26 protein-coding genes are annotated in these 24,816 nt (G+C 69.7%); 13 read left to right on the top strand and 13 right to left on the bottom strand.

The window, feature by feature from the left end; all coding sequences use genetic code 11:
- Positions 1-11: 11 nt before the first annotated feature.
- Complete coding sequence (locus DMH01_RS01925; RefSeq protein WP_125673395.1) at positions 12-467, top strand: hypothetical protein; 456 nt, start codon at positions 12-14, stop codon at positions 465-467.
- An 18-nt stretch (positions 468-485) separates the two neighbouring features.
- Here DMH01_RS01925 and DMH01_RS01920 read toward each other — a convergent pair whose 3' ends face one another.
- Together DMH01_RS01920 and DMH01_RS01915 are read right to left on the bottom strand one after the other, a co-directional pair.
- Positions 486-1,742 carry a sensor histidine kinase KdpD gene (locus tag DMH01_RS01920; RefSeq protein ID WP_125673394.1) on the bottom strand — a complete coding sequence of 419 codons (1,257 nt, stop codon included), beginning with the start codon at positions 1,740-1,742 and terminating at the stop codon, positions 486-488.
- Complete coding sequence (locus tag DMH01_RS01915; RefSeq protein WP_199745336.1) at positions 1,739-2,404, bottom strand: response regulator transcription factor; 666 nt, start codon at positions 2,402-2,404, stop codon at positions 1,739-1,741. The genes DMH01_RS01920 and DMH01_RS01915 overlap by 4 nt, the downstream gene beginning before the upstream one ends.
- A gap of 159 nt (positions 2,405-2,563) precedes the next feature.
- Between DMH01_RS01915 and DMH01_RS01910 the strand changes: the two genes are divergently transcribed.
- The 4 genes from DMH01_RS01910 (at position 2,564) to DMH01_RS01895 (ending at position 6,038) form a co-directional block, all read left to right on the top strand.
- Positions 2,564-3,217: a helix-turn-helix transcriptional regulator gene (locus DMH01_RS01910; protein ID WP_125673393.1), complete on the top strand. Its 654-nt coding sequence runs from the start codon at positions 2,564-2,566 to the stop codon at positions 3,215-3,217.
- The gene (locus DMH01_RS01905; RefSeq protein WP_125673392.1) at positions 3,217-4,866 is read left to right on the top strand and encodes a right-handed parallel beta-helix repeat-containing protein; all 1,650 of its coding nucleotides are present in this window, start codon (positions 3,217-3,219) and stop codon (positions 4,864-4,866) included. The genes DMH01_RS01910 and DMH01_RS01905 overlap by 1 nt, the downstream gene beginning before the upstream one ends.
- A gap of 9 nt (positions 4,867-4,875) precedes the next feature.
- Positions 4,876-5,541: a response regulator transcription factor gene (locus tag DMH01_RS01900; protein WP_125673391.1), complete on the top strand. Its 666-nt coding sequence runs from the start codon at positions 4,876-4,878 to the stop codon at positions 5,539-5,541.
- 104 nt (positions 5,542-5,645) lie between these two features.
- A complete protein-coding gene (locus DMH01_RS01895) occupies positions 5,646-6,038 on the top strand; it encodes a hypothetical protein (RefSeq protein WP_125673390.1) in 393 nt (130 codons plus the stop codon).
- Positions 6,039-6,110: 72 nt separating this feature from the next.
- On the opposite strand, the gene DMH01_RS01890 is transcribed toward DMH01_RS01895, so the two are convergent.
- Positions 6,111-6,812 (bottom strand): IclR family transcriptional regulator, encoded by a 702-nt coding sequence (locus DMH01_RS01890; RefSeq protein WP_007031477.1) that lies wholly within the window; start codon positions 6,810-6,812, stop codon positions 6,111-6,113.
- 79 nt (positions 6,813-6,891) lie between these two features.
- Between DMH01_RS01890 and leuC the strand changes: the two genes are divergently transcribed.
- The 3 genes from leuC (at position 6,892) to DMH01_RS01875 (ending at position 9,863) form a co-directional block, all read left to right on the top strand.
- The gene (gene leuC / locus DMH01_RS01885) at positions 6,892-8,310 is read left to right on the top strand and encodes a 3-isopropylmalate dehydratase large subunit (protein ID WP_125673389.1); all 1,419 of its coding nucleotides are present in this window, start codon (positions 6,892-6,894) and stop codon (positions 8,308-8,310) included.
- A gap of 31 nt (positions 8,311-8,341) precedes the next feature.
- Entirely contained in the window at positions 8,342-8,944 is a 603-nt protein-coding gene (gene leuD, locus DMH01_RS01880) for a 3-isopropylmalate dehydratase small subunit (RefSeq protein WP_125673388.1), read from the top strand.
- Positions 8,945-9,197: 253 nt separating this feature from the next.
- On the top strand, positions 9,198-9,863 hold the full coding sequence (locus DMH01_RS01875; RefSeq protein ID WP_125673387.1) for an HU family DNA-binding protein: 666 nt from the start codon (positions 9,198-9,200) through the stop codon (positions 9,861-9,863).
- 482 nt (positions 9,864-10,345) lie between these two features.
- Here the strand turns inward: DMH01_RS01875 and DMH01_RS01870 are convergent, their stop codons facing one another.
- From DMH01_RS01870 to cofC, 3 genes are read right to left on the bottom strand one after another with little or no spacing between them, the layout of a single operon-like run.
- The gene (locus tag DMH01_RS01870; protein WP_125673386.1) at positions 10,346-11,281 is read right to left on the bottom strand and encodes an NUDIX hydrolase; all 936 of its coding nucleotides are present in this window, start codon (positions 11,279-11,281) and stop codon (positions 10,346-10,348) included.
- Positions 11,278-13,578, bottom strand: a complete 2,301-nt coding sequence (locus DMH01_RS01865) for an RNA degradosome polyphosphate kinase (RefSeq protein WP_199745335.1) — start codon at positions 13,576-13,578, stop codon at positions 11,278-11,280. Before DMH01_RS01865 ends, DMH01_RS01870 begins: the two co-directional genes overlap by 4 nt.
- Positions 13,579-13,636: 58 nt before the next feature.
- Positions 13,637-14,242 carry a 2-phospho-L-lactate guanylyltransferase gene (gene cofC / locus DMH01_RS01860; protein WP_370323332.1) on the bottom strand — a complete coding sequence of 202 codons (606 nt, stop codon included), beginning with the start codon at positions 14,240-14,242 and terminating at the stop codon, positions 13,637-13,639.
- 90 nt (positions 14,243-14,332) lie between these two features.
- Here cofC and DMH01_RS01855 point away from each other — a divergent pair, with 90 nt between their 5' ends.
- From DMH01_RS01855 to DMH01_RS01845, 3 genes are all read left to right on the top strand, one after another.
- Entirely contained in the window at positions 14,333-15,076 is a 744-nt protein-coding gene (locus DMH01_RS01855) for a 1-acyl-sn-glycerol-3-phosphate acyltransferase (RefSeq protein ID WP_199745334.1), read from the top strand.
- A complete protein-coding gene (locus DMH01_RS01850) occupies positions 15,076-16,089 on the top strand; it encodes an NAD(P)H-dependent glycerol-3-phosphate dehydrogenase (RefSeq protein WP_199745333.1) in 1,014 nt (337 codons plus the stop codon). Before DMH01_RS01855 ends, DMH01_RS01850 begins: the two co-directional genes overlap by 1 nt.
- Before the next feature lie 195 nt (positions 16,090-16,284).
- A complete protein-coding gene (locus DMH01_RS01845; RefSeq protein WP_125673381.1) occupies positions 16,285-16,764 on the top strand; it encodes a cysteine dioxygenase family protein in 480 nt (159 codons plus the stop codon).
- Positions 16,765-16,780: 16 nt separating this feature from the next.
- Here the strand turns inward: DMH01_RS01845 and DMH01_RS01840 are convergent, their stop codons facing one another.
- The 6 genes from DMH01_RS01840 to DMH01_RS01815 form a co-directional block, all read right to left on the bottom strand.
- The gene (locus DMH01_RS01840) at positions 16,781-17,794 is read right to left on the bottom strand and encodes an asparaginase (RefSeq protein ID WP_125673380.1); all 1,014 of its coding nucleotides are present in this window, start codon (positions 17,792-17,794) and stop codon (positions 16,781-16,783) included.
- A 138-nt stretch (positions 17,795-17,932) separates the two neighbouring features.
- The gene (locus DMH01_RS01835) at positions 17,933-18,757 is read right to left on the bottom strand and encodes a bifunctional 2-polyprenyl-6-hydroxyphenol methylase/3-demethylubiquinol 3-O-methyltransferase UbiG (RefSeq protein WP_125673379.1); all 825 of its coding nucleotides are present in this window, start codon (positions 18,755-18,757) and stop codon (positions 17,933-17,935) included.
- Positions 18,754-19,134 (bottom strand): VOC family protein, encoded by a 381-nt coding sequence (locus tag DMH01_RS01830; protein ID WP_125673378.1) that lies wholly within the window; start codon positions 19,132-19,134, stop codon positions 18,754-18,756. The genes DMH01_RS01835 and DMH01_RS01830 overlap by 4 nt, the downstream gene beginning before the upstream one ends.
- A gap of 42 nt (positions 19,135-19,176) precedes the next feature.
- Positions 19,177-19,914, bottom strand: coding sequence for an FAD:protein FMN transferase (locus DMH01_RS01825; protein ID WP_125673377.1), 738 nt, complete (start codon positions 19,912-19,914; stop codon positions 19,177-19,179).
- Positions 19,911-20,330 (bottom strand): FMN-binding protein, encoded by a 420-nt coding sequence (locus tag DMH01_RS01820; protein WP_125673376.1) that lies wholly within the window; start codon positions 20,328-20,330, stop codon positions 19,911-19,913. The genes DMH01_RS01825 and DMH01_RS01820 overlap by 4 nt, the downstream gene beginning before the upstream one ends.
- Before the next feature lie 17 nt (positions 20,331-20,347).
- Positions 20,348-21,694 carry a ferric reductase-like transmembrane domain-containing protein gene (locus tag DMH01_RS01815; protein WP_199745332.1) on the bottom strand — a complete coding sequence of 449 codons (1,347 nt, stop codon included), beginning with the start codon at positions 21,692-21,694 and terminating at the stop codon, positions 20,348-20,350.
- Positions 21,695-21,830: 136 nt separating this feature from the next.
- Here DMH01_RS01815 and DMH01_RS01810 point away from each other — a divergent pair, with 136 nt between their 5' ends.
- Positions 21,831-22,526, top strand: coding sequence for a response regulator transcription factor (locus DMH01_RS01810; RefSeq protein WP_125673375.1), 696 nt, complete (start codon positions 21,831-21,833; stop codon positions 22,524-22,526).
- On the top strand, positions 22,523-23,956 hold the full coding sequence (locus DMH01_RS01805; RefSeq protein ID WP_125673374.1) for a cell wall metabolism sensor histidine kinase WalK: 1,434 nt from the start codon (positions 22,523-22,525) through the stop codon (positions 23,954-23,956). Before DMH01_RS01810 ends, DMH01_RS01805 begins: the two co-directional genes overlap by 4 nt.
- Before the next feature lie 202 nt (positions 23,957-24,158).
- Here DMH01_RS01805 and DMH01_RS01800 read toward each other — a convergent pair whose 3' ends face one another.
- A complete protein-coding gene (locus DMH01_RS01800) occupies positions 24,159-24,812 on the bottom strand; it encodes a pyridoxamine 5'-phosphate oxidase family protein (protein WP_125673373.1) in 654 nt (217 codons plus the stop codon).
- Positions 24,813-24,816: the final 4 nt, after the last annotated feature.

The raw sequence follows: 24,816 nt of genomic DNA, 5'->3' as shown, positions 1-24,816 counted from the left end.
AGGACTACCGGATGGCTGCTCAATGGCCTCAGCTCGACCCCGTCGCCCAGAACGAGCTTCTGGGCGAGATCACCTTGTCCGTGGTCGGTGCACTGCCGCCGGGCTGGCGTGAGGTGGTGCTGGACTACCGGGTGGTCGGCAAGAACATCGACGTAGCGGTCGGCGTGCTCGACCCGAACGGCACTTATCAGGTGTGGGAACCGTCCGTCGAGACGTGGCGCATGTTCCAGCGCCTGCGCGGCGGGATGTACCAGGAAGGCGAAGGAACCTGGTTCTCGGCCAGGCTCGTCATCGAACCTCCGTCCCGATTCCGGGTGCAGTACAACTGGCAGAACGAGCCCGACTTCCAGCCGTACCCGTCCCCGGACGAGTTCGCGCTGGAGCAGGAACGGTTCCCCCGCGGCGAGGAGTACATGCCGGACTGGTTCAAACGCGGCTTGGCCGCCGCGGGCACGAAGAACCAGTGAGGCCGACGCCGTTCCCGGTCAGTTCGGGCTGACCGGGAACCGCAGTTCGAAGATCGCGCCGCCCTCGTCGGCGTTGTACACCGCGAGGGTGCCGCCGTGCGCCTGCGCGACCCATCGCACGATCGACAGCCCGAGCCCGGAAGATCCGCCGGTGCTGGCGAACCGGTCGAAGGCGTCGCCCGCCATCGTCGTGTCGATACCCGGGCCGTGGTCCGCGACGGTCACGGTGCCGCCGGCGACGGTCAGGTGCACGAACGCCTTCGAGCCGGGGTGGCGGCCGTAGCGCATGGCGTTGTCGAGGAGGTTGCCGATCGCCCGTTGCAGCAGCGCGGGATCGGCGTTGACCTTGGTGGGCGCGGCGGTGACGGTGACTTCGGCGTTTTCGGTCGCGGTGTCCTCGACGATGCCGACCACCAGCTGATCGAGCCAGATCGGCTGGATGCTCAGCTGTTCCACCCCGGCGGCGAGCCGGGCGCGGACGAGGAGGTCGTCGATGATCCCGCCCATTCTCGCGGCGAGCCGGACGGTGCGCGGCAGGAGTTCCGCCGACTGCGCGGGGTTGGCCATCGCGGTTTCGGCGAGCGCGCGGAGGGCGGCGACCGGGGTGCGGAGGTCGTGCGCGGTTTCGGCGAGCAGGACCTCCTGCTGCTGCAAGGCCGCGGCCGCGGGGCGGATCGAGCGGCCGGACAGCAGGTGGCCCGCGAAGCCCAGTACCGCGACCAGCAGCACGGTGCCGCCGATCACCAGCAGCGTGAACCGCGTGTGCGCGGCGTCTTCGGCCTCGGTGGACTGCACCGCGACGACGGCCGCGAACGTCTTGCCGTCGCCGTCGCGCAGCGGTTCGGCGCGGACCTTGACCATGGCGCCGTCGGCGGCCTTTTGATGCCCCAGCACCAGCTTGCCGGTCTTCACCGCCTCGGTGGCGAGGCCGTTCACCAGGTGCATGCTCATCTGGACGCAGTTCGCCCGCGAAAAATGCGGCTGGAACGCGGGCGCCCCACCGGGCAGGATCGCGAACTGGGGGCAGCGGTCGTTCAGCACGTCGGTGTTGACCAAGCCGAAGCCGACGGTGCCGTCGTCGTAGGCGACCAGCCTGCTGACCGACGAAGTGACCTGGGTCAGCGCGGCGTCGGTCCGTTCCTCGCCCTGGTCACCGTCCTCGGTGATGAGCAGCCACGCGAAGACGACCAGCCCGAGGGTGTTCATCACGGTGAACAACGCGGTCAGCGTCCAGCGCAGCTTGCGCAGCCGATCGGCCGAGGAGTGGGTGTTCACCGCGCGCCCAGCCGGTAGCCGAGGCCTCGGACGGCGTGGATCAGTTCGGGTTCCTTCAGCTTGCGGCGCAACCGCTTCACCACCACATCGACCACATTGGACATCGGATCGGCCTGCGCGTCCCAGCAGTGCTCGATCAGGTCGGCCCGCTGCACCGGCAGGCCCGCCCTGGTCAGCAGGTATTCGAGCACCGCGTACTCCTTGTTGGTCAAGGTGAGCAGCACGCCCGCCCGGCGCACCTCGCGCCGCGCGCAGTCCATCACCAGGTCTTCGTGATGCAGCACCGAGGGCCGGTCGAAGGCCGACCGGTGACACAGGTTGGCGACCCGTTCGGTCAGTTCGGCCATCACGAACGGCTTCACGAGGTAGTCGTCGCCGCCGTGCTCGAACCCCGCCACCCGGTCGGCGAGCGCGTCGCGGGCGGTGAGGAACAGCACCGGCGCCCGCCAGCCCAGCTGCCGTCGCATGTGGACGTACTCGATGGCGTCGCCGTCCGGCAGCATCCGGTCCAGCACCACGCAGTCGTGGTGCGTTCCGCGCAGCAGCCGGTCCGCGGTCGCGATGTCACCCGCCTCGTCGACGACGTAGCCGGCCGCGTGGAGCTGCGTGACCAGCGCGAGCCGCAGATTCTCGTCGTCTTCGACGACCATCACCCGTGTCATCAAAACCTCATGTTCGGACAGCGAAAGTAGACGCGTGCAGTTCCCGGAGCACCTGAACGCTAACGCGTCGGGTGCCCGCGGCCGCCCGGACGGCGGGGAACTGGCATGAACAGGACGTCGTCGGCGGCACCGCGCCGGGGGAAGAGGGAGGAACCTGCGATGACCGTGCAGACCGGCCAGCTCAGCCTGGTCACGGGAACGGGCCCGGGCGGCGACCGGGCGGGACTCGGCGAGCTTCTCGCGGAAGCGACCGGCGAGGTGCTCGTCATGAGCACGGGAACGGACACCGCGTTCCAGCGGATCGCGCTCGCGAACGTCCGGCCCGGCGTGCGGCACAAGGTGCTCTTCCCCGACTCCGCGCGGATGTCCGGCGCGCTCAACCGCCTGTCGCGGGCAGGCGCCGAGGTGCGGACCGACGCCGAGGTACCGATGGACGCGCTGGTGATCGACCGGACCTCGGTCGTCCTCCCGGCGGAAGGCAGGCAGGCCGGTTCCGCCGTGTTCCGGCTGCCCGGCGTGGTCACCGCGACGGTCGGGCTGTTCGAGCGGATCTGGCAGGCCGCCGCCCCGCTCGTCCCGCTGGATCTCCCGGACTCCGGGAACGCCTCGATCCTGACCTGCCGCGAGCAGGAACTGCTGACGCTGCTCTTCTCCGGCACCACCGACGAATCCGCCGCCGCGCGTCTCGGTGTCTCGGTGCGCACGGTGCGCCGGATGGTCGCCGACATCATGAACCGGCTCGGCGCGCGCAGCCGGTTCCAGGCGGGCGCCAAGGCCGTCGACCGCGGCTGGCTGATGGCGAAGGCGGGCTGATGACGACTTCGACTCCCGGCCGTGTCCTTCTGGTGGCCCAGCGGCCAGGCGCGTACCCGACCATCGGTGACGCTTTGACGGAAGCGTCCGACGGCGCCGTCATCACCATCGCGGGCGGTGAATACGCGGAGACCGTCGAACTGGCCGGCCTCCGGGTGACCTTGGCCGCGGCGGACGGAGCCACCGTCGTCGTCGACGGCCGGGGTGCGGACCGGCCCGTTTTCCGCGCCACCGGCGGAGCGCTAGTCCTCGAAGGGATCGAAGTCCTGGCGGGCGCCGCGTCCGCGATCCAGGCCGACGACACGGAACTCGCGGTCCGGAACTGCACCGTCTCCGGCGGACGCGGCCCGGCGATCGCGATCCGCGGCACGACGGCGTTCACCGTGAGCGGTTGCGTGATCTCCGGGGCGGAACAGGGGATCGTCGTCGACGGCTCGCCGGGGCGGATCGAGGACACCACCGTCGAAGACGTGACGGGCGACGGCATCACCCTCGGGCAGGGCGCCGATCCGGTCGTGCTCCGGTGCACGGTCACCGGTTGCGGGCTGAGGGGGATCTACGTCTACCAGTACGCCCGGCCGGTCGTCGAAGGCTGCACCGTCTCGCACACCGGTCACGAAGGCATCGCCGTCGCGCACCACGGGGTGCCGGTTCTCAAGCGGTGCACGGTCACCGACACCCGGGGTCCGGGGATCTCGTTCGCTTCCGGTTGCGGCGGCGAGATCTCCGGATGCCGCGTCTCGAACACCGCGGAACCGGGGATCGCGATCGCCGAAGGGGCGACGCCGACGATCGGTGAGGCCGCGGATCCCGGCGCCGTGGGGGACAACGCGCTGGACGAGATGCTCGCCGAACTCGACGCGATGATCGGCCTTCCCGGGGTCAAGGAAGAGGTCCGCTCGCTGGTCGACGAGTTGCAGGTCAACGAATGGCGCCGCCGGGCCGGGCTGCCCGTCGGCGCGGCCGGGCACCATCTGATCTTCGCGGGCGCGCCCGGCACCGGGAAGACGACCGTCGCGCGGATCTACGGCAAACTCCTGAAGGCGCTGGGAGTCCTGCCGGTCGGCCAGTTCCGGGAGGTGTCCCGCCGGGATCTCGTCGGGCAGTACATCGGGCACACCGCGGAAAAGACCGCGACGGTGTTCGAGGAGGCCAAGGGCGGCGTCCTGTTCATCGACGAGGCGTACACGCTGACGCGGCTCGCCGGCTCCGGCGGCGATTTCGGCCAGGAGGCGATCGACACCCTGGTCCCGTTGATGGAGGAGCATCGCGACGAAGTGGCCGTGATCGTGGCCGGATACACCGGCGAGATGGTCGATTTCCTCGCCGCGAACCCCGGTCTCGCGTCCCGTTTCGGCAAGACGATCGAGTTCGAGAACTACAGCCCCGACGAACTGCTCGCCATCTTCGGGCGGATGGCGTCCGCGGGCGACTACGAAGTCGATCCCGCCGCCGGCCCCGTGCTCACCGGCCATTTCCAGCGCGTCTCCGGCGACGTCAACTTCGGCAACGCCCGGGACGCGCGCCTGTTGTTCGAGAAGGCGCGCACGGCTCAGTCGCAACGGTTGCGGCTGCTGGGCCGGATGCCCGCGATCGAAGAACTGCGCGGATTGCACGTGGCCGACGTGGAGGCGGCCATCGCGCGATAACGTTCCGGTGTGCGGGTGCTGGTGACCGAGGACGACGAAAACTTGCGGGTGGCGCTGGAATTCGCGCTGCGCGGGGACGGGTTCGCGGTGGACACCGCCGCCGACCTCCCCGGCGCGGACGAGGCGCTGATGGTGAACGCCTACGACTGCGCGGTGTTCGACCGGATGCTGCCTTCGGGCGACGCGCTGGCCTACGTGCGCAACCGGCGCAGCGCCGGTTGGCCGATGCCCGTGCTGTTCCTGACCGCGCGCGACAGCGTCGCCGACCGGATCGACGGCCTGCGCGTCGGCGGCGGTGACTACCTGGTCAAACCCTTCGCGATGCCGGAACTGATCGCGCGGGTGCGCAGCCTGTGCCGCCGCGACATGGCCGGGCAGGCGGTGGTCCTGCGCTGCGCCGACGTCGAACTCGACACCGGCAGGCATCAGATCTCCCGGGCGGGCGTGCTGCTCACCGTGACGCGCAAGGAGTATCTCGTCATGGAGCGGCTGATGGCCGCGACCGGGCGGCCGGTCTCGCGGCGGGAACTCATCCGGTACGCGTGGGACGAGATGGCGGATCCGGCGTCCAACGTGCTGGACGTCGTGATCGCGCGGCTGCGGCGGAAGCTCAAGGACCCGCCGCTGATCCACACCGTGCGAGGGTCGGGTTACCGGATGGCGCCGCTTCAGTAGTCACTCACGCCACTGGGGTCACAGCTCCCTCCCGCGCGCCCCGCCCGCCCCGGATGTGCCATGCTCGACAGCGCACGAGGCGGCGAAACCGAGAGGTGACGAGGGTGTCCATCTGGGCAGGCGTGATCAATTTCGTCCGGGCGCGGTACGAGGTGCTCGAAGAGCGGGGGGACTGGCTCCGGTTCCGGGTCGACACCGGCGACGGCCGCGGACAGCAGGTCTCCTTGCACCACCTGCCCGACCACGACGGCGCGGAGTGGGTGGAGATCTCGTCTCCGGTCGGCTGGGCCGACAAGATCGATCTGCGGCGCCTGCTCGAACTGGCGGGCGGGAATTCGGTCGGCGGCGCGGCGGTGGTCGACGGTGTCGCGCTGCTGAAGCACACGATCCCGCTGGTCGATCTGAATCTGGTCAACGAGTTCGAACACCCGCTGAAGGCCCTCGTCACGCGTGCCGACACCTTCGAACACGAGCTCACCAAGGCCGACGAGTTCTGATCCGGCCCGTCCTTTCGGGACGGGAACAGTGAAGGCCCCCTGCGCCGCAGGGGGCCTTCACTCGTCTTGAGCTCAGAGACGCTCCTGTAGCGCGTCCGCGGCGGCGAGGAGGTCCGCGGCCCAGCGCGCCCCCGGTTTACGCCCTATACGTTCGATGGGCCCGGAAACCGACACCGCGGCGACGACGGTGCCCGTCGAATCCCGTACGGGCGCCGAGACACTCGCCACACCGGGTTCCCGCTCCGCCACGCTCTGGGCCCAGCCGCGGCGGCGGACTTCGAGCAGGGTGCGCTCCCCGTACACCGCCTCGGTGAGGATCGTGCGCTGCGTGTGCGGATCCGACCACGCGGCGAGCACCTTCGCGCCGGAGCCCGCGGTCATCGGCAGCCGTGAACCGATCGGCACCGTGTCACGAAGCCCACTCGGCGGTTCGGCGGTCGAAACGCAGACGCGCTGGACGCCGTCGCGGCGGTACAGCTGAACGCTTTCGCCGGTGATGTCGCGCAATTTCGGCAGCACCGAACTCGCCGCGTCGAGCAGCGGGTCGGTCGAACCGCCCGCCAGTTCCGCGAGCGCGGTACCCGGACGCCAGCGCCCGTCGGGGCCGCGGCGCAACAGGCGATGCACTTCGAGGCCGACCGCGAGCCGATGCGCCGTCGCGCGCGGCAAACCGGTCCGCGTGCACAGTTCCGCCAGGCCACAAGGATCTTCGGCCACGGCCTGAAGCACGGCCACGGCCTTGTCGAGTACTCCGATACCGCTATGCTGTCCCACAAGCCGATACTATCTTCCCGAAGTTTGAGATGTCCAGATGGTGGGAAGTACCGATTTCACCGCATGTGAGGAGCCGGAAATGCCCCGGACACTGGCCGAGAAAGTGTGGGAGTCGCACCTGGTGCGGCGCGGCGAGGGGGCCGAGCCCGACCTGCTCTACATCGATCTCCACCTGCTGCACGAGGTCACCAGCCCGCAGGCGTTCGACGGACTCCGCCTGGCGGGCCGGAAACTGCGCCGCCCCGACCTCACCATCGCGACCGAGGACCACAACGTCCCGACGATCGACATCGAGCTGCCGATCGCGGATCCCGTGTCCCGCACCCAGGTCGACACCCTTCGCGCCAACTGCAAGGAGTTCGGCGTCCGGCTGCACCCGATGGGCGACGCCGAGCAGGGCATCGTGCACGTCATCGGCCCGCAGCTGGGCCTGACGCAGCCCGGGATGACCGTGGTGTGCGGCGACAGTCACACCTCGACGCACGGCGCCTTCGGCGCGATGGCGTTCGGCATCGGCACCTCCGAGGTCGAACACGTGATGGCGACCCAGACCCTGCCGCTCCGTCCATTCAAGACGATGGCGATCACGGTCGACGGTGAACTCCGTCCCGGCGTCACCGCGAAGGACGTCATCCTCGCGGTGATCGCGAAGATCGGCACCGGCGGCGGACAGGGCTACGTCCTCGAGTACCGCGGCGAGGCCATCGAAAAGCTGTCGATGGAAGCCCGGATGACGGTGTGCAACATGTCCATCGAAGCCGGCGCGCGCGCCGGGCTCATCGCGCCGGACGAGACGACGTTCGCGTATCTGAAGGGCCGTCCGCACGCTCCGCAGGGCGCCGACTGGGACGCCGCCGTCGAAAACTGGCGCGAACTGCGCACCGACGACGACGCCGTCTTCGACGCCGAGGTGCGCCTGAACGCCGACGAGCTCACGCCTTTCGTGACCTGGGGCACGAACCCGGGCCAGGGGCTCCCGCTGGGCGCCGAGGTGCCCGACCCGGAGCGGATCGGCGACGAGAACGAGCGCATCGCCGCTGAAAAGGCCCTGTCCTATATGGACCTGAAGCCGGGCACGCCGCTGCGCGAGATCGCGGTGGACACCGTCTTCCTCGGCTCGTGCACGAACGGCCGTATCGAGGATCTGAGGGCCGCCGCGGACGTCCTGCGCGGGCACAAGGTCGCCGACTCGGTCCGGATGCTCGTCGTCCCCGGCTCGATGCGCGTCCGCCAGGCGGCGGAAGCCGAAGGGCTGGACCGGGTCTTCACCGAAGCGGGCGCGGAATGGCGTCAGGCGGGCTGCTCGATGTGCCTCGGCATGAACCCGGATCAGCTCAAGCCGGGCGAGCGGAGCGCGTCGACCTCGAACCGTAACTTCGAAGGCAGGCAGGGCAAGGGCGGCCGTACGCACCTGGTTTCGCCGCTCGTCGCGGCCGCCACGGCCGTGCGGGGCACGCTGTCCAGCCCCGAAGACCTGCAGCCCGCCGTCGCTCGCTGACATCGCTGACATCCGCGAAGGAGTTCCCACCATGGACGCGTTCACCCACCACACCGGCGTCGGGGTCCCGCTGCGCAGGTCCAACGTGGACACTGACCAGATCATCCCGGCGGTCTACCTCAAGCGCGTGAGCCGCACCGGCTTCGAGGACGGGCTCTTCGCCGCCTGGCGGTCCGACGAGTCGTTCATCCTCAACCAAGAGCCCTTCAAGAACGGGTCGGTCCTGGTCGCGGGCCCGGACTTCGGCACCGGCTCCTCCCGCGAGCACGCGGTGTGGGCCTTGATGGACTACGGATTCCGGGTCGTGATCTCCTCCCGGTTCGCGGACATCTTCCGCGGCAACTCGGGCAAGCAGGGCCTTGTCGCCGCTCAGGTCGAGCAGGCGGACGTCGAACTGCTGTGGAAGCTGCTCGAAAACGAGCCCGGGACGGAGGTCACGGTGGACCTCGAGTCGAAGACGGTACGAGCCAAGGACTTCACCGCGCCCTTCCAGATCGACGACTACACCCGCTGGCGGCTCCTCGAAGGGCTCGACGACATCGCCCTGACACTCCGCCACGCGGAGGAGATCGACACTTTCGAGACCCGGCGCCCCTCCTGGAAGCCGGTGACCCTCCCGGCGGCCTCCTCCTAAGGCCGGCCGAAGGGGGCGGATTCCCTTGCTGAGCAGGGAATCCGCACCCCGGCCGGGGTCCTCCACAGCAGCCCCGAAACCACACCGAACGGCACCTCGAGAGGCCCCGAAGGGGTCCCTCGGGAGGCGGAACAGCCCCCGAGACAAGGGAAATTTCCGCGCGTCGTTTGGAATTTGTGCTGCATTGGTAATACCGTGTGCGCTAAGTCGGCCGACGGGGCCGTGTACAAGTAGTTCTTCTTGGAGGACTGGAATGGCCAACAAGGCCCAGCTGATCGAGGCGCTGTCGGAGCGCCTGGGCGACAAGAAGGTCGCGTCGGAGGCCGTCGATGGCCTTGTCGACATCATCATCCGGACGGTCAACAAGGGCGAGAAGGTGAACATCACCGGCTTCGGTGTGTTCGAGAAGCGCGCCCGCGCCGCCCGCACCGCGCGGAACCCGCGCACCGGTGAGACCGTTCGCGTCAAGAAGACCAACGTGCCCGCGTTCCGCGCCGGCACGACCTTCAAGGACGTCATCAGTGGTTCGAAGAAGCTGCCGAAGGCCACCGCTGTGAAGCGCGCGACCGCCGGCACCGCCACCCGCACCACCGCCACCCGCGCGACGACGACCCGGACGGCCGCCAGCCGCCCGGCCGCGACGCGTTCCACGACCACGCGGACCCGCGCCGCCGCCACGACGACGCGTGCCGCCGCGAAGCCGGCCGCCAAGGCGACCGCGACCAAGGCGGCGGCCAAGACGACCGCCACCAAGGCCGCGCCGAAGACGGCCGCCAAGGCCACGACTCGCGCCACCACGGCCAAGAAGGCGACCGCCACCAAGGCCGCCGCGAAGCCGGCCGCCAAGGCGACCGCTGCCAAGGCTCCCGCGAAGAAGGCTCCGGCCAAGCGGACTTCGGCTGCCGCGAAGAAGAAGTAAGCTCCCTCGTCACGAGTGAGCCAACGGCAGGGCCCCGCGCACGGCGCGGGGCCCTGCCGCATTTTCCGGCCGGTATGCCGTGCGGCCGCCTGGTTTCCCCCGACGCGCTCGCTCCGGATGTCCTGGGGATCATGTCCCGGAACGGATCCGCGGCCCCTCTGCGGCGAATGTGATGCGATTCTCGTGCCGGTGAGCGAAGTCGCGGAAAAGAATCCGCTTCACCGGTCACCCCGATGGACGCATCGCCGCGCTTTCCCGGCTTCGCCCTCCACAGTGGAGCGACGGGCAGGAACACTGCCGGAGTAAGGCAGGTCACCCACGTGGGGGAGCCGCACGACTTTCCCCGTGTCCAGACGCCGAACTCGCGTGATCAAAGACGTAACTCGCGTGCTTGGGGAGGTAACTCGCGAGTTCCGTCTCACCGGGGAGTTGCGAAAGCCACTTTCGCAACCTTCAACGTTGCGAAAGTGGCTTTCGCAACGTCAGGGGTGGGCGGGAGCGGGCGTGGGCAAAGGCGACGCGAAGTAGTCCGCGGCCACCAGCACCGGCCCGTCCTGTTCGGTCGGCGCCCGGAACGACAGCACCCAGAACGAACCCTTCTTCGACGGCACCACGCCGCCGCGCGCGGCGGTCAGGTCGACGCCGTCGCGGTCGGCCAGCGCGCTGACGACGTCCGGGATCACCCCGCCCTGGCTGGAGATCACCGGCGTCCCACCGTCGCCCGCGATGGCCAGCAGCCGTGCGACACCGAGCACCGGGTCCGGCCAGTAGCCCTCTTCCGACAGCAGCGGCTCGTGCCGGATCTCGACCCCGAGGTCTTCGGCGAGCCCGTTCACCGTCTGGACGCAACGAAGCCGCGGCGCCGAGAGCACCCTGCCGGGCGCGTAGTGGCGCAGCAGCGAACGCAGCGCTTCGGCCTGGCGCTGGCCCGCGTCCGACAGCGGCCGCAGGTCGTCGTCGCCGTTCCACTCGTCGCGTTTACCCGCTTTGGCGTGCCGCACCAGGATGACCGTGGTGAGTTCGGGCGGCAGCGCGGAGAACTCGCGCAGCACCCGGACGTCCTCGGGCCGCGTCAGCAGTTTCTCCGCCGCTTCCGCGTCGAGCCAGCGCAGCTCGTCGACTTCCTCATTCGGCGCGAAAGCACCGGAAACGGCGTGCGCGGAGAAGTAGTCGACGGTCTTCGGCGCGCCCGCCACGGTGTATTCGGTCCGGACCAGATAACGGCCGAGCACCGCTTCGAATCCGGTCTCCTCTTCGATCTCCCGGACCGCCGCGCCCGCGATGGTCTCGCCCGGATCCAGCTTTCCCTTCGGCAGCGACCAATCGTCGTAGCGCGGCCGGTGGACCAGCGCGACCTCGATCCGGTCCCCGTCACGGCGCCAGAGAACGGCTCCCGACGCTCGGATGACCCCGCTCATCCCGCCGCCCCGTGCCGCTTCGCCAGCTCGACCTGGTGGTCGCGGACGTCGTCGCCGGAGGCCGGGAACGGGCTCCACTCACCGGTCGAGTTCAGCACCCAGCACCGGGTCGAGGGGTGCAGCGCGGATTCGAAGATGTAGTCCAGCTGCGCCGTCAGCTTCGGATCCTTGACCCGCACCAGCGCCTCGATGCGGCGGTCCAGGTTGCGGTGCATCATGTCCGCGCTGCCGATCCACCGCGTACCGCCCGCGAGGAAGGTGAAGACGCGCGAGTGCTCCAGGAAGCGGCCGAGGATGGACCGCACGTGGATGTTCTCGCTCAGTCCCTCCACACCCGGTTTCAGCGAACAGATCCCGCGCACCACGATGTCGACCGGCACCCCGGCCTGTGAGGCGTGGTACAGCGCGTCGATCACCTGCTCGTCGACGAGCGAGTTGCACTTGATCCGGATCCCGGCGGTCTGGCCGGCGCGGGCGAGTTCGATCTCCTCGCCGATCGCGCGCACGATGCCGCGGCGGATCCCGTGCGGCGACGTGAGGATGTTGCGGTAGGTGTCCTGGCGGGAGTACCCGGTCAGCACGTTGAACAGATCCGTCAGATCCGCGCCGATCGTCGGGTCGGCGGTCAGGATGCCGAGGTCCTCGTACAGCCGCGCGGTCTTCGGGTTGTAGTTGCCGGTGCCGATATGGCAGTAGCGGCGGATGGTCGAACCCTCCTGGCGCACCACCATCGACACCTTGCAGTGCGTCTTCAGCCCGACGAGCCCGTAGACCACGTGCACGCCCGCGCGTTCCAGCGTGCGGGCCCAGGTGATGTTGGCCTGTTCGTCGAACCGCGCCTTGATCTCGACCAGCGCGACGACCTGTTTGCCCGCCTCGGCGGCGTCGATCAGCGCGTCGACGATCGGGGAGTCGCCGGAGGTGCGGTACAGCGTCTGCTTGATCGCGAGCACCTTGTCGTCCGCGGCGGCCTGTTCGATGAACCGCTGGACGCTGGTGGAGAACGAGTCGTACGGGTGGTGCACGAGGACGTCGCCCTCGCGCAGCGTCGCGAACACCGACTTCGGCGTCTCGCGCTCACCGAACGCCGGATGCGTGGCGGGAACGAAAGGGCGGTCCTTGAGTTCCTTCCGGTCGACACCCGACAACTGGTGCAGACAGGTGAGATCCAGCAGACCGGGGACCTCGACGACGTCGCGCGGGTCGACCTCCAGCTCGCGCAGCAGCAGTTCGAGCATGTGCTCGCTCATGTCCTGCGCCACTTCGAGCCGCACCGGCGGGCCGAACCGGCGCTGGGCCAGTTCGCGTTCCAGCGCCTGGAGAAGATCCTCGTCGCGGTCCTCTTCGACCTCGAAGTCCGCGTTGCGGGTGACCCGGAACGCGTGGTGCTCGGTGACCTCCATGCCGGTGAACAGCTCGCCGAGGTGGGCGGCGATCAGTTCCTCCAGCGGAAGGAAGGTCGCGGTGCGGCTCTCCCGCGGCTGCTGCTCGATCCGCATCAGGCGCGGCACGTTGCTCGGCACCTTGACCCGTGCGAACCGCTCCGTGCCCGCTTCGGGGTCCCGGACGGTGATGGCCAGGTTGAGCGAAAGGCCGGAGATGTAGGGGAACGGGTGCGCGGGATCCACGGCCAGCGGTGTGAGCACCGGGAAGATCTGCTCGCTGAAGTAGTTGGACAGCCGGAGCTGGTCCGCGCCGGTGAGGTCGTTCCAGCCGACGATGAGGATGTCCTCTTCCGCCAGCTGCGGCCGCAGGTGCAGTTCGAAGGCGTTCGTGTGCCGCTCGACCAGGTCCTGGTTGCGTTTGGCGATGTACGCCAGCTGCTCGCGCGGGGTGAGCCCGTCCGCGCTGCGGACCGGGAGCCCGGTCTCGTCGCGGCGTTTCAGCCCGGCGACCCGCACCATGTAGAACTCGTCCAAATTGGACGCGAAGATCGCCAGGAACTTGGCGCGTTCGAGCAGCGGCTGCGACTCGTCCTCGGCCAGCGCGAGCACGCGCGCGTTGAAGTCCTGCCATGACAGCTCACGGTTGAAGTACCGGTCGTCGGGCAGGGTTTCGACGGCGGTGGGCGCCGACGTCACCGCGGGAGGCGCGGCGGGCAGCGCGCGGAACTCCTGCGCGGGACGGCTCGCCGAACCGCCGCGCGTCGCGCGCGGGGTGGTCTTCGCCGCTGGAGTGGTCTTCCGCGCCCTGGCGGGTTTCGCCGTGCCGTTGTCCGGTTCCGGTTTCGCGGCGGAGGTCTTCCGCTTCCTTGCCGAGTTCGGGGTGCCGCCGTCATTTGTGCTCACGGGCTTCATTGTTCACCACTCGGGGCGATTATGTGCGCCGCGCGCGGGTCGCCGGGGTGAACTCTCGTCACATCACCACGCAGGGTGTTCCCAACAGCGTTGAAGTGCGCTTTCCGACACCCAGGGTGCGAACGTGAGCGAGATCATCCGCGGTGTCGACGTCGGCCCTGAGCGATTCCGCGGCGATCGTGAGCGGGGTCGCGCCGGACGCGGTGTGCGCCCGCGCGGAACCGGCGCCGAACCGGGGCGCCAGCGCGCGGCCCGCCCCCGCGAGCAACAGGGTCGTGCCCGTTCCCTGCCGGTCCGCGACGAACGCCCGATCCCCGGCCGCCTCGGCGAGGGCGGCGGTGAGGTCTTCGGTCCGCAGCGCGGGCAGGTCGGCCTGCAGCGCACCGACGAGACCGGACGGCGAGTCCCGGCGCAGCAGCTCTTCGCCGTGGCGCAGGGCCTCGTTCAAGCCGCCGAGCGACGGTTCGGTGACGATCTCGACACCCAGTTCGGTGAGCTCCGCCACCGACGCCGGGTCGGCGGCGACCACCAGCACCCGCCGGACCCCGTCCGCCGAGGTCGCCGCGGACAGCGTGTCGTAGGCCAGCGCCAGCACCAGTTCGGGGTGCCGCTCGGGCACGACCGCGCCGCGAAGCCGCGACTTGCCCTCGGCGGGGCGTTTCATCGGCACTATCAGGTCAAAGCCCACACGGTCCACATCTCACTTCTTACCCGACCCTCCCTGGACCGCGCTCGGATGCGCGCGGCAGGATCAGTGGCCTGGGACGACACGTGTGACTTCGAGGAGGACGAATTGGCCCGGCGTGAGAAGGGCGGCATCTGGGTGGGCATCGCCGCCGCACTGTTCTACCCGGCGACGGCCATCGGCAAGCGGGTCTACCGCAACGCCGAGCGGATCCCCCGCGAAGGCGGCGCGCTGCTCCTGCTCAACCACGTGTCCCACATGGACCCGGCGGTGGACGCGGTCTTCGTGCACCGCCAGAAGCGGGTGCCGCGGTTCCTCGGCAAGGAGAGCCTGACCAGGGCGCCGGTCTTCGGCAAGATCTTCGTCGGCGCCGGGCAGATCCCGGTCTCCCGCGGTTCGGCCGCCGCCGGCGACAGCCTCAAGGCCGCCCACCAGGCGTTGCGTGACGGCAAGGTCGTCGTGATCTATCCGGAGGGGACGATCACCAAGGACCCGGACGGCTGGCCGAAGAAGCCGTTCACCGGGGCCGCGCGGCTCGCGCTGGAGACCGACGTCCCGGTGATCCCGATCGCCCGCTGGGGCACGAACCACATCTTCAACGGCTACACGAAGAAGTTCACGCCGTTCCCGCGCAAGAAGATCACGCACCTCGTCGGCGAGCCGATGGATCTTTCCGCCTACAAGAACGGTTCGACCCGCAGCGCGTCCAAGCTGCGCGAGGTCACCGATCTGATGATGACCGAGATCACCGCGCTGCTCGCGGAGATCCGCCAGGAGGAACCGCCCGCGAAGAAGCCGGAGGACGACGCCTGATGGCCGAGGTCCAGCGGGTGACCGTGCTCGGCGCCGGATCGTGGGGGACGGCGTTCGCGAAGGTGCTCGGCGACGCCGGGCGGGACGTGACCATCTGGGCCCGGCGGCCCGAGGTCGCGGCCGACATCCGGGAACGGCACCGCAATTCGTCCTATTTACCCGATATCGAACTGCCGGAGCGCATCACCGCGACAGCGGACCCGGCCGAGGCCCTCGACGGCGCGCAGGCCGTGGTGCTCGCGGTGCCGAGCCAGACGTTGCGGACCAATCTGTCCGAGTGGTCCGGTCTGCTGCCGTCCGACGCGATCCTGGTGAGTCTCGCGAAGGGCGTCGAACTGGGCACGCTCAAGCGGATGAGCGAGGTCATCGCCGAGATCGCCCGCGTCGACGCCGGGCAGATCGTGGTCGTTTCCGGGCCGAACCTGGCGAAGGAGATCGCGCTCGGGCAGCCGGCGGCGGCGGTGCTGGCCTGCACCGACCACGACAACGCCAAGGCGATCCAGCGGGCGAGCTTCAACCAGTACTTCCGGCCGTACACCAACACCGACGTCGTCGGCTGCGAGCTGGGCGGGGCGTGCAAGAACGTCATCGCGCTCAGCTGCGGGATGGCGGCCGGGCTCGGGCTGGGCGCGAACACCGTGGCCACCCTGATCACCCGCGGGCTGGCCGAGATGGCCCGGCTCGGCGCGAAACTGGGCGCCGACCCGCTGACCTTCGCCGGGCTCGCCGGCGTCGGCGACCTGGTGGCGACCTGTTCGTCGCCGTTGTCGCGGAACCGGACCTTCGGTGAGCGGCTCGGCCGGGGCGAGACACTGGAGCAGGCGCTCGCGGCCACCGGCGGCCAGGTCGCTGAGGGCGTCAAATCGTGCACGTCGATCCGGGAACTCGCGATGGGCCTCGGTGTCGACATGCCGATCACCGACGCGATGCACCGCGTGTGCCACGAAGGGGTCGACCCGCGGCGCGCGGGAGCCGAGCTGCTCGGACGGTCGCAGAAGCACGAGTGGTCCTGAGGCGCGGTCCACGGAGTGGGATCGGTTGACCGGCGGGCTCGGTGCTGGTTCGCTGGGCGCATGTTCGCACGTGGGATGACTGTGTCGCGGGGCCTCTCCGGTCTTGGCGCCGTCTCGTGTGCGTCGTGTCGCTGTTGTCGGTGAACCAGCCCCCGGCCCAGCTCGACACCTTCTTCCTTCTGTGAGGACATCTCCATGTTCGCCGTCCCGGCCAACACGCTCGTCATTCCCGAAAACCCCGCGCTGCGCCACCCGGTGCGCGTCGCGCTCGAATTCGCCGCGGACCGTGACCGCTGGCGGCACCTGCTGCGGTACGACCCCGAGGAGCGGTTTTCCGCGCTCGTCGACGCGGACGAACTGCAGGAGATCTGGCTGATGAGCTGGCTGCCCGGCCAGCGCACCGACCTGCACGACCACGAATTCGCCGCGGGCGCGTTCACCGTCGTCAGCGGGAACCTGAGCGAGACCGTCGCCCGGCGCGCCGTCGACGGGCGGGCCGTCACCGAGCTGCACTCACTGTCGGAAGGCCAGTCTCGCGTCTTCGGCCCCGGCTACGTCCACGAAGTGCGCAACGACGGCCCGGATCCCGCCGTCAGCGTGCACGTCTACCGGCACCGGCCCCGCGCGATGCGGCCGTACCACCTGGACCCCGTCTCGGGCCCGACCCGCATTTAGTCCTCTGAATGCGGAGTCAGGTGAGGTCGCCCCGAAGCCGGAATTCGGCCTCGACGCGGTCTCGCGAAGCGCCGGTGGCGAGCAGGGTGTGCAGCAGGAGCCGGGATTTGCGCGGGTCCAGCCAGCCCGCCATCGTCGCGCCCATCGCGATCAGATCCGCTTCGGAACCGCGGAAGCCGTAGGTACCGCGGAACGTCGGCCCGGCGCCGGTGCGGCCGGCGACCACGATCGGCACCTCGGGCAGGACCCGCTCGATCACCTCGGCGGACCCTGCGGAGACGTGCCCGGCGCCGTTCGCGGCGAGCACCACGCCCTTCACCCCGGCCTTGACCAGCGTTTCCAGGAGTTCGCCGGTGTCCTCGACACCACTCTCGACGATCGGCACCAGCCCGGAGAAGTCCGCGTTCTCCAAGGACAACGCCGCCGGGCGGGCGGCGACCGGGTGGAAGTAGTGCACCAAGCCCTCGCTCAGCAGCGCGAGCGGCCCGGCGGGATTCGAGGAGAACGCCTCGACGTGGCTCGAATGCGTCTTGCGCACCCAGCGCGCGGCGTGGACGTCGTCGTTGAACGCGACCAGCGAGCCGCGGCCCCGGCTGCGGGGATCGGCGGCGACGGTCAGCGCGGCCAGCAGGTTCCCCGCTCCGTCGGCGCTGGGCAGGCTGGGGTTGCGCATCGCGCCGGTGATCACGATCGGCGCCTCGGAAGCCCACGTCAGTTCGAAGAAGTACGCGGTCTCTTCGAGCGTGTCCGTGCCCTGGACCACGACGACACCTTCGGCGCCTTCGTCGACTGCCCTGGCCGCCCACTCCCGCGTCCTGACCAGGGTCGCGAAATCCATCGAGGCGCTGGAAATCCCCGCGAGCGTCTCCGCGCGGACGTCCATCTCGAGGTTCTCGACCAGGTCGCCGAGCAGGTCGGCGGCGGTGAGCCGGGGGACGGCGTGGTCTTCACCGTCGCCGGGGACCATCGAGATGGTGCCGCCCAAGGCGGCGACGGCGACAAGGGGCCGTTTCTCAGGAGAGACGCTCATGAGGACATTCTTCCAAAGACTCGTGAGTGGTCAGGACGGTTCTAAGCGTCCTGACCACTCACGAGACCCGGCCGGGGTTGCGAAAGCCACTTTCGAGACGTCTGACGTCCCGAAAGTGGCTTTCGCGACACCACTCACTCAACGCGCCTTCACGGCTTCGATCGTGAAACTCGCCGCCAGCCGCCGCGGCTCCTCGGTCAGCCGCCATTCCTCGGTCGCCTCGTTCAGCGTCATGAACCCGGGCAGCGCGTTCCACGGCACGCTGTCGTGTTCCACCAGCCGCGTCAGGGTCAGCCCCGCGTCGAGCAGCGAAGTGACGATCTCGCCGAGCCCGTGGTTCCATTCGTGCGTCCGGTTGTGCTGGAACGCGACGTCGGTGTCCACATAGGTCCCCGGTTCGTCGAACACCAGCGGTTCGGCCTGCTCGAAGTACGGATAGCGCGGCGTGATCACCGGTTGGGTCTCGTCGAGGGTGCCCAGCATCGGGTGCATGTCCCGGATGAACAGGCGCCCGCCCGGCCGCAGCAACGCGCCGACGACCTGCCCCCAGCGGGCGATGTCGGGCAGCCAGCAGAGCGCGCCGATTCCCGTGTAGACGAGGTCGAATTCCCCGGCGCCCAGCACGTCGGCGGCACTGTACACATCGGACTCGTGGTAATCGATCTCCGCACCGGTCTCGGCGGCCAGCCCTCGCGCGATCTCCAGCGCGGGCGCGGAGAAGTCGAGGCCGGTCATCCGCGCGCCGAGGCGGGACAGGGAAAGCGTGTCCGTGCCGATATGGCACTGCAGGTGCACTCCCCGGGCGCCGGAGACGTCGCCGAGCAGCGGCCGGTCGAAGGTGACCACGCCGCTGAGGTGCGCGGGATCCGCGACGAACTTCTTGTAGCCGTAGTCCGCCGAAGCGGCGTGTGCCGGAGCGCGTTCGTCCCAGTTCGCCCGGTTGACGGTCAGGTAGTCCGTCATGCGGTGGCGGCCTTTTCGGCGGCGCTGCGCAGCACGCAGAATTCGTTGCCTTCGGGGTCACCGAGGACGACCCAGCCGGTGCCGTCCGGGTTGCGCCGGTCGTGCAGGAGGGTCGCGCCGAGCTTGAGCAGACGCTCCATTTCCTCATCGCGCGGGATGTCCGGCGTGAGGCAGAGGTGGATCCGGTTCTTCACCGTCTTCGGTTCCGGGACCTCCCCGAAGAAGAGGGTGACACCGTTGTCCATCTCGATGATCGCTTCGGGGTCACCGGGCTGATCGTCGTCGTGCATCGGCTTGCCGACGACGCCGCTCCAGAAGCGCCCCAGTTCGTAGGCGTTGGCGCAGTCGAAGAAGAAGTTCTGTACGACAGAGGTCATGACGCCGCAGTCTGCCTGAGCCCGCGAAGCCCGGCCAACGGTTTAAGCCAGCCTCAGGCCCGGCGACCGGTGCACCTGCCGTTCCGCGTCGATGACCAGCACCTGGCACCCCGGTTGCGAGGCGACCCAGGCGATTCCCTCGGTGCCCATGGCGAAAGCGGCCGTGGCGAGGGAATCGGCGGTGACGAGGTCGTCGGCGGCGACCGTGACGCTCAGCAGACCGGTGGGCGGGCGCCCGGTCCTGCCGTCCAGGATGTGCGCGCCGCGTTCGTATTCCGCCGAAGTCGCGACGGCGCCGCCGGACGATTCGACCACGGCGCACACCGCGCCGGGCCGTTCGGGATGCCGGATGCCGACCCGCCAGGCGCGGCCGGGTTCCGGTTCGCCGGCGGTGACGACGTCGCCGCCGGCGTTGAGACAGAACACGTCCATGCCCTGGGCCAGCAACAGGGACGCCGCCCGCTGCACCGCCCAGCCCTTCACCACCGCGTTCGGATCGAGCCGCCGCCCGGGGAGCCGGGCGGTGAACGCCCCGCCGGACAACCGTTCGTAGTGATCGCACAGTGACAGGACTTCCAGGAGGTCGTCGCTCAGTTCCGAAGGCGCCAGTTCGCCACGGTCGTAGCGGCACACCTCACTGTCGGCCTTGAACGGGCTGAACCGCGCGTCGACTTCCCGCAGCCAGCCGAAAACACCGTCGATCGCGCGGTCGACGAGGTCACCACCCGCCCGGACGTCGACCGAGACCGGCAGCCCCATCACCTGTTCGACCCGGTTCACCTGGCGTCCAGCGCCGCCTGCAGCGATTTGACGTACGACTCGCTCGTCGACGTCGCCCCGGAAACGGTGTCGATGTCGGCGCTCTGCGCGGTCAGCGTCTCCTCCTGCAGGATCGGGATGGCGGCGACCCCGCGGCCGCTGGTCGGCCGTTGCAGCAGGCGCACCTCGGCGATCTTGTCCTCGGCCGAGATCACCAGCCGCACCTGGACGGTGCCGTACCGGTTGCTCTCCACCGAACCGTCGACGGTGCGCTCGGCGCCTTCGGACGCTCCACCGTCCGGAGTGGACACAGTGGACGGAGCGGGCGCGGCGACGGCCACGGTCTCCGAGCCGAGCGGACCGGGTTCGTACAGCCAGACACCGAGGAAGCCGGCGGCAGAAAGGGCGACCGTGGCGGCGACGATGGTCTTCTTCATGATCGGGACTCCCTGGATCAGGCGGCGAGGCTGAAGCGTTCGGCGTGGATCTGCCGGGACGGCACCCGCAGCTCCCGCAGGCTGCGCAGGGCCGCCGAGGTCATCCCCGGCGGGCCGCAGACGAAGACGTCCCGGTCCGTGATGTCCGGCACCATCCGCCGCAGGTTGGGCGCGCCGAGGACCGGACCGGCCTGATCGGACGGTCCACTGAGGACCCGGACGACCGCGCCGCGCGCCCGCGCCAGCCCGATCAGCTCGGGCAGGAGGACGGCGTCGCGTTCGTCGCGGACGCGGTAGAGCACCACGACATGTCCGGAGATCTCCTCCAGCAGCGCGCGGACCGGGGTGATCCCGACGCCGCCCGCGACGAGCAACGCGTCCGGTTTCTGTTGGTGCATCGTGGTGAACGCGCCGTACGGGCCTTCGGCGAACACCCGGGTGCCGACCTTCAGCGACCGCAGGGACGCGCTGCCGTCACCGGCGGCCTTCGCGGTCAGCCGCAGGGTGCGGCCGTCGGGCGCGGCCGACAGCGAGAACGGATTCGCCTGCCACCAGCGATCCCGGGTCATGAAGCGCCACAGGAAGAACTGGCCGGCCCGCGCGGGCATCTTGTCGAGGTGCTTGCCGGAGATGTACACCGAGACGACGTCGCGGGATTCGGGGACGACGGCGACGACCTTCAACCGGTGACGCAGGTTGCGTGCCAGCGGCAGCACCACCCGGCCGGCGACGACGGAGCCGAGCGCGCCACCCCACACCGCCCACCAGTAGACCTGGGCCCCCGGCGACGACGCGAACGATCCGCCCAGCGCGATCTGATGACTGAACGCCAGCACGACCGCGGCGTAGGTGTAGAGGTGGAGGAAATGCCAGGTCTCGTACGCCAGACGGCGCCGGGCGAACCGGGCGGAAACGGCGCCGACGAGCAGGATGAGCGCGAACGCGACGACCGCGCGCAGGATCCCCTCCAGTTTGGTCACCATCGTGACGAACTCGTCGGCCACGCCGTTGTCCTCGACCTGCGCGTAGCCGGAGACGATGAAGACGAAGTGGGCGAGCAGCGTCCAGAGCAGGCTGAACCCGGTCCAGCGGTGCCAGCCGGTGAGCCGGTCCATGCCGAGGCGGCGGTCGAGCCACGGCAGCCGGGCGACCAGCAGCAGCTGGAACGCCATCGTCAGCGCCCCGTACAGCCCGGCGAGCCTGCCGATGCCGATGAGCACGTTGTCCGACGGCCCGGCGGCGAAGAAGAGCGTGGTCACGGCGGCCACGTTGGCCCCGAGGAAGGTGAAGAGCCCGGCGCGTGCGGCGATCCTGGGACGGATCGCCGGGCGCGGTCTCACGGCGGTCTGCGTCATGGTGGTCACACGTGGTCCTTTCCGGTCCGGTTCAAGTGCTGAGCCTGCTTGGCCAACCTGTGACCTTTCTTGGCGGAAGCTGTCGGCTTCCTGTCGTGTGCGCTCCCGCCTCGCCCTCGCGCGCGCGTTCACGGAGGATGGCCTTGTGAACACCGAGAACCCCGTCCGCCTGCTGGTGGTGGACGACGAGCCGCATATCGCCGACCTGGTGGCCACCGTCGCCCGTTACGAGGGCTGGCAGGCCGTCACCGCCGGATCGGGGGAGGCCGCGCTCGAGCGCGCCGCCGAATTCGGGCCCGACATCGTCGTGCTCGACCTGATGCTGCCCGGGATCGACGGGTTCACCGTGCTGGACAAGCTCCGCGAGTCCGGGACCGCGGTGCCGGTGGTCTTCCTCACCGCGAAGGACGCGACCGCGGACCGGGTCGCCGGGCTCACCCGCGGCGGCGACGACTACCTCGTGAAGCCGTTCTCCGTCGAGGAGCTGATGGCGCGGCTGCGCGCCGTCCTGCGGCGGAGCACCAACCAGGCCAAGGCGGCGGTCCTGCGGGTGGGTGATCTGACCCTGAACGAGGACACCCGCGAGGTCGCCCGCGGCGGCAAACCCGCCGAGCTGACCCCCACCGAGTACGAACTGCTTCGCTATCTCATGCGGCGTTCGCCTTCGGTGCTGACCAAGGCGCAGATCCTCGACCACGTCTGGGAATACGACTTCGGCGGCCGGTCCAATGTGGTCGAACTCGTCATCTCGCATCTGCGCCGCAAACTCGACGCGGGCGGCGAACCGCTGATCCACACCGTGCGCGGCGTCGGCTATGTCGTCCGGCAGGCGGCGAGATGAAGGTACTGCGCCGGTGGTACGACGCCTGGCGTCGATCGAGGCTCGGCACGCGGCTGGCGCTCGGGCTCGGCGCGCTGGCGCTGGTGGTGTTCGCCGTCGTCGGGACCGTGATGGTCGGCATCATGAAGGGCTATCTCAACGACCGGCTCGACGAACAGCTCGCCAAGACCCAGATCAGCCAGGTGCCGTCGCTGCGCACCACGCACGGCGGGAAACCGCAGCAGGCCTACGGCTGGTTCTCCGCCGTTTTCGCGGTGCGGGACGGCGACGCGCTGCCGCAGGCGGGCGGTTCCCTGCCGCCGGACACGAAGGCGCTCGAAAAGGTCGCCGAGGACGCGACGCGGACCGAAGTCCTGCGCACCGTCTACATCGAGGACAAGGGCACCTACCGGGTCCGGGCCTGCCCGATCGAACCGGCGCAGAACATCGTGCTGGTCAGCGCCGCGCCGCAGGCCGATCTGGACCGGACGGTCAGCCAGCTGATCATGGTCGAGGTCGTCGCGTTCCTGCTGGCGCTGGCGGTGCTGGTGATCGCCGGACGGCTGGTGCTGCGGCGCGGGCTGAGGCCGCTGAGCGACATGGCCGGGACCGCGCACGACATCGCGTCGCACGACCTCACCGCGAACGCCGATCTCCCGGTGCGCGCGCAGGCGAGCGGCGGCGGTGCCGAGGTCGAGGAACTGCGGACGGCGTTCAACGTGATGCTGGCGCACCTCGATTCCTCGCTGGTCGCGCGCCGGGAGGCGAACGAGCGGCTCCGGCGCTTCATCGCCGACGCCTCCCACGAACTGCGCACGCCGCTGACGTCGATCCGGGGCTACGCCGAGCTTTTCCGCTATGCCGCGGCGAACGAACCCGCCGAACGTGAGGCGCATCTGTCGAAGATCCGGGAAGAGACGCAGCGGATGAGCGTGCTCGTCGACGACCTCCTGCTCCTCGCGCGCCTCGACGCGCCGGAGACCGAGGCGCCGCTGCGGCTGGTCGACGTCGATGTCGCCGAGCTGATCACCGACGCGGGGGAGGCCTTCGCCGCCGGCCGCCCGGAGCATCCGCTGAGTATCGGCGCGCTCCCGGAAGGTGTCGTCCTGCAAGCGGATCCGGTGCGGCTGCGGCAGGTGCTGGACAATCTGCTCGCCAACGCCGCGGTGCACACGCCGCCAGGGACCCCGGTGACGTTGTCGGCTGCGGCTTCGGACTCGGAGGTCGTCCTGCGGGTGAGCGACGCCGGGCCCGGGATCCCGCCGGAGGCGCGGGAGCGGATCTTCGACCGGTTCTACCGGGTCGACACCGCCCGCACGCGTGGCAACGGCGGGACCGGGCTCGGGCTTTCGGTGGTGCTCTCGCTGGTTTCGGCGCACGGCGGGACGATCGAGGTCGAAAGCGTGCCGGGGACGACGACGTTCACCGTGCGGCTGCCGAGGCGCCGCTGAGTTCATCTCCCGGGTGTCATGCCCAAGGGTGCGGTCGTGTCGTCCCTCTGATCACACGTGTCGTCCGTTCACTCACGCGAGATCACCGGTGCTGGACCTCGTGACGTTGCGAAAGCCACTTTCGCAACCTTCAACGTTGCGAAAGTGGCTTTCGCAACCCAGCCGGCCAGGAACCGCACTGGGCACGGGCTGCCGAGGTCCGCTACCCGACCCGCCGCTTCACGTGGTCCGGCACCGTCCAGTCACTGACGAGATCCGCCGACGGCTCCGGTTCACCGAACACGGTCCGCACCGGCAGCACCCCCGCCCACGAGAGATCGGCCGCGACCTCGTCCTCGGGATCGTCGGGGCCCTCGCCGCGCATCTTCACCGAGGCCTCGGTGAGGTCCAGCTCCAGCACCGAAACGGACGCGAACTCCTTCGCGTTGACGTCCCTCGCGTGCTCCCACGAACCGGGCGCGAGGTGGTCGGTCAGCACGCGGAGGCCGTGCATCTTGCGTTCGCGATCGGTGACCGCGGCAGCCTTGCCCAGGATCACCGCGCTGCGGTAGTTCATCGAGTGGTTGTTGACCGAGCGCGCGTAGACGATGCCGTCGAGCAGGGTCACCGTGACACAGACCTCGACGCCGTCGGAGTCGCGCATACTCCTCGCGCCGGTCGATCCGTGCAGGTAGAGCGTGTTGCCGTCGCGTCCGTAGCCGGTCGGGATGACCAGCGGGACGCCGTCGCGCACGACACCGAGGTGGCAGATCAGGCCTTCGTCGAGCACCGAGTACAGCGCCGAGCGGTCGGTGAGGGCGCGGTTCTTCTTGCGGCCGAGGGTGGTCCGGTCGGTGGGAGAGAGCGGCGTGGACATGCGA

The sequence above is a fragment of the Amycolatopsis sp. WAC 04182 genome, from assembly GCF_003947465.1.
Taxonomy (GTDB): domain Bacteria; phylum Actinomycetota; class Actinomycetes; order Mycobacteriales; family Pseudonocardiaceae; genus Amycolatopsis.
Note: the sequence above shows the minus strand (reverse complement) of the source record. Positions and strands in the feature narration are given on the sequence as shown.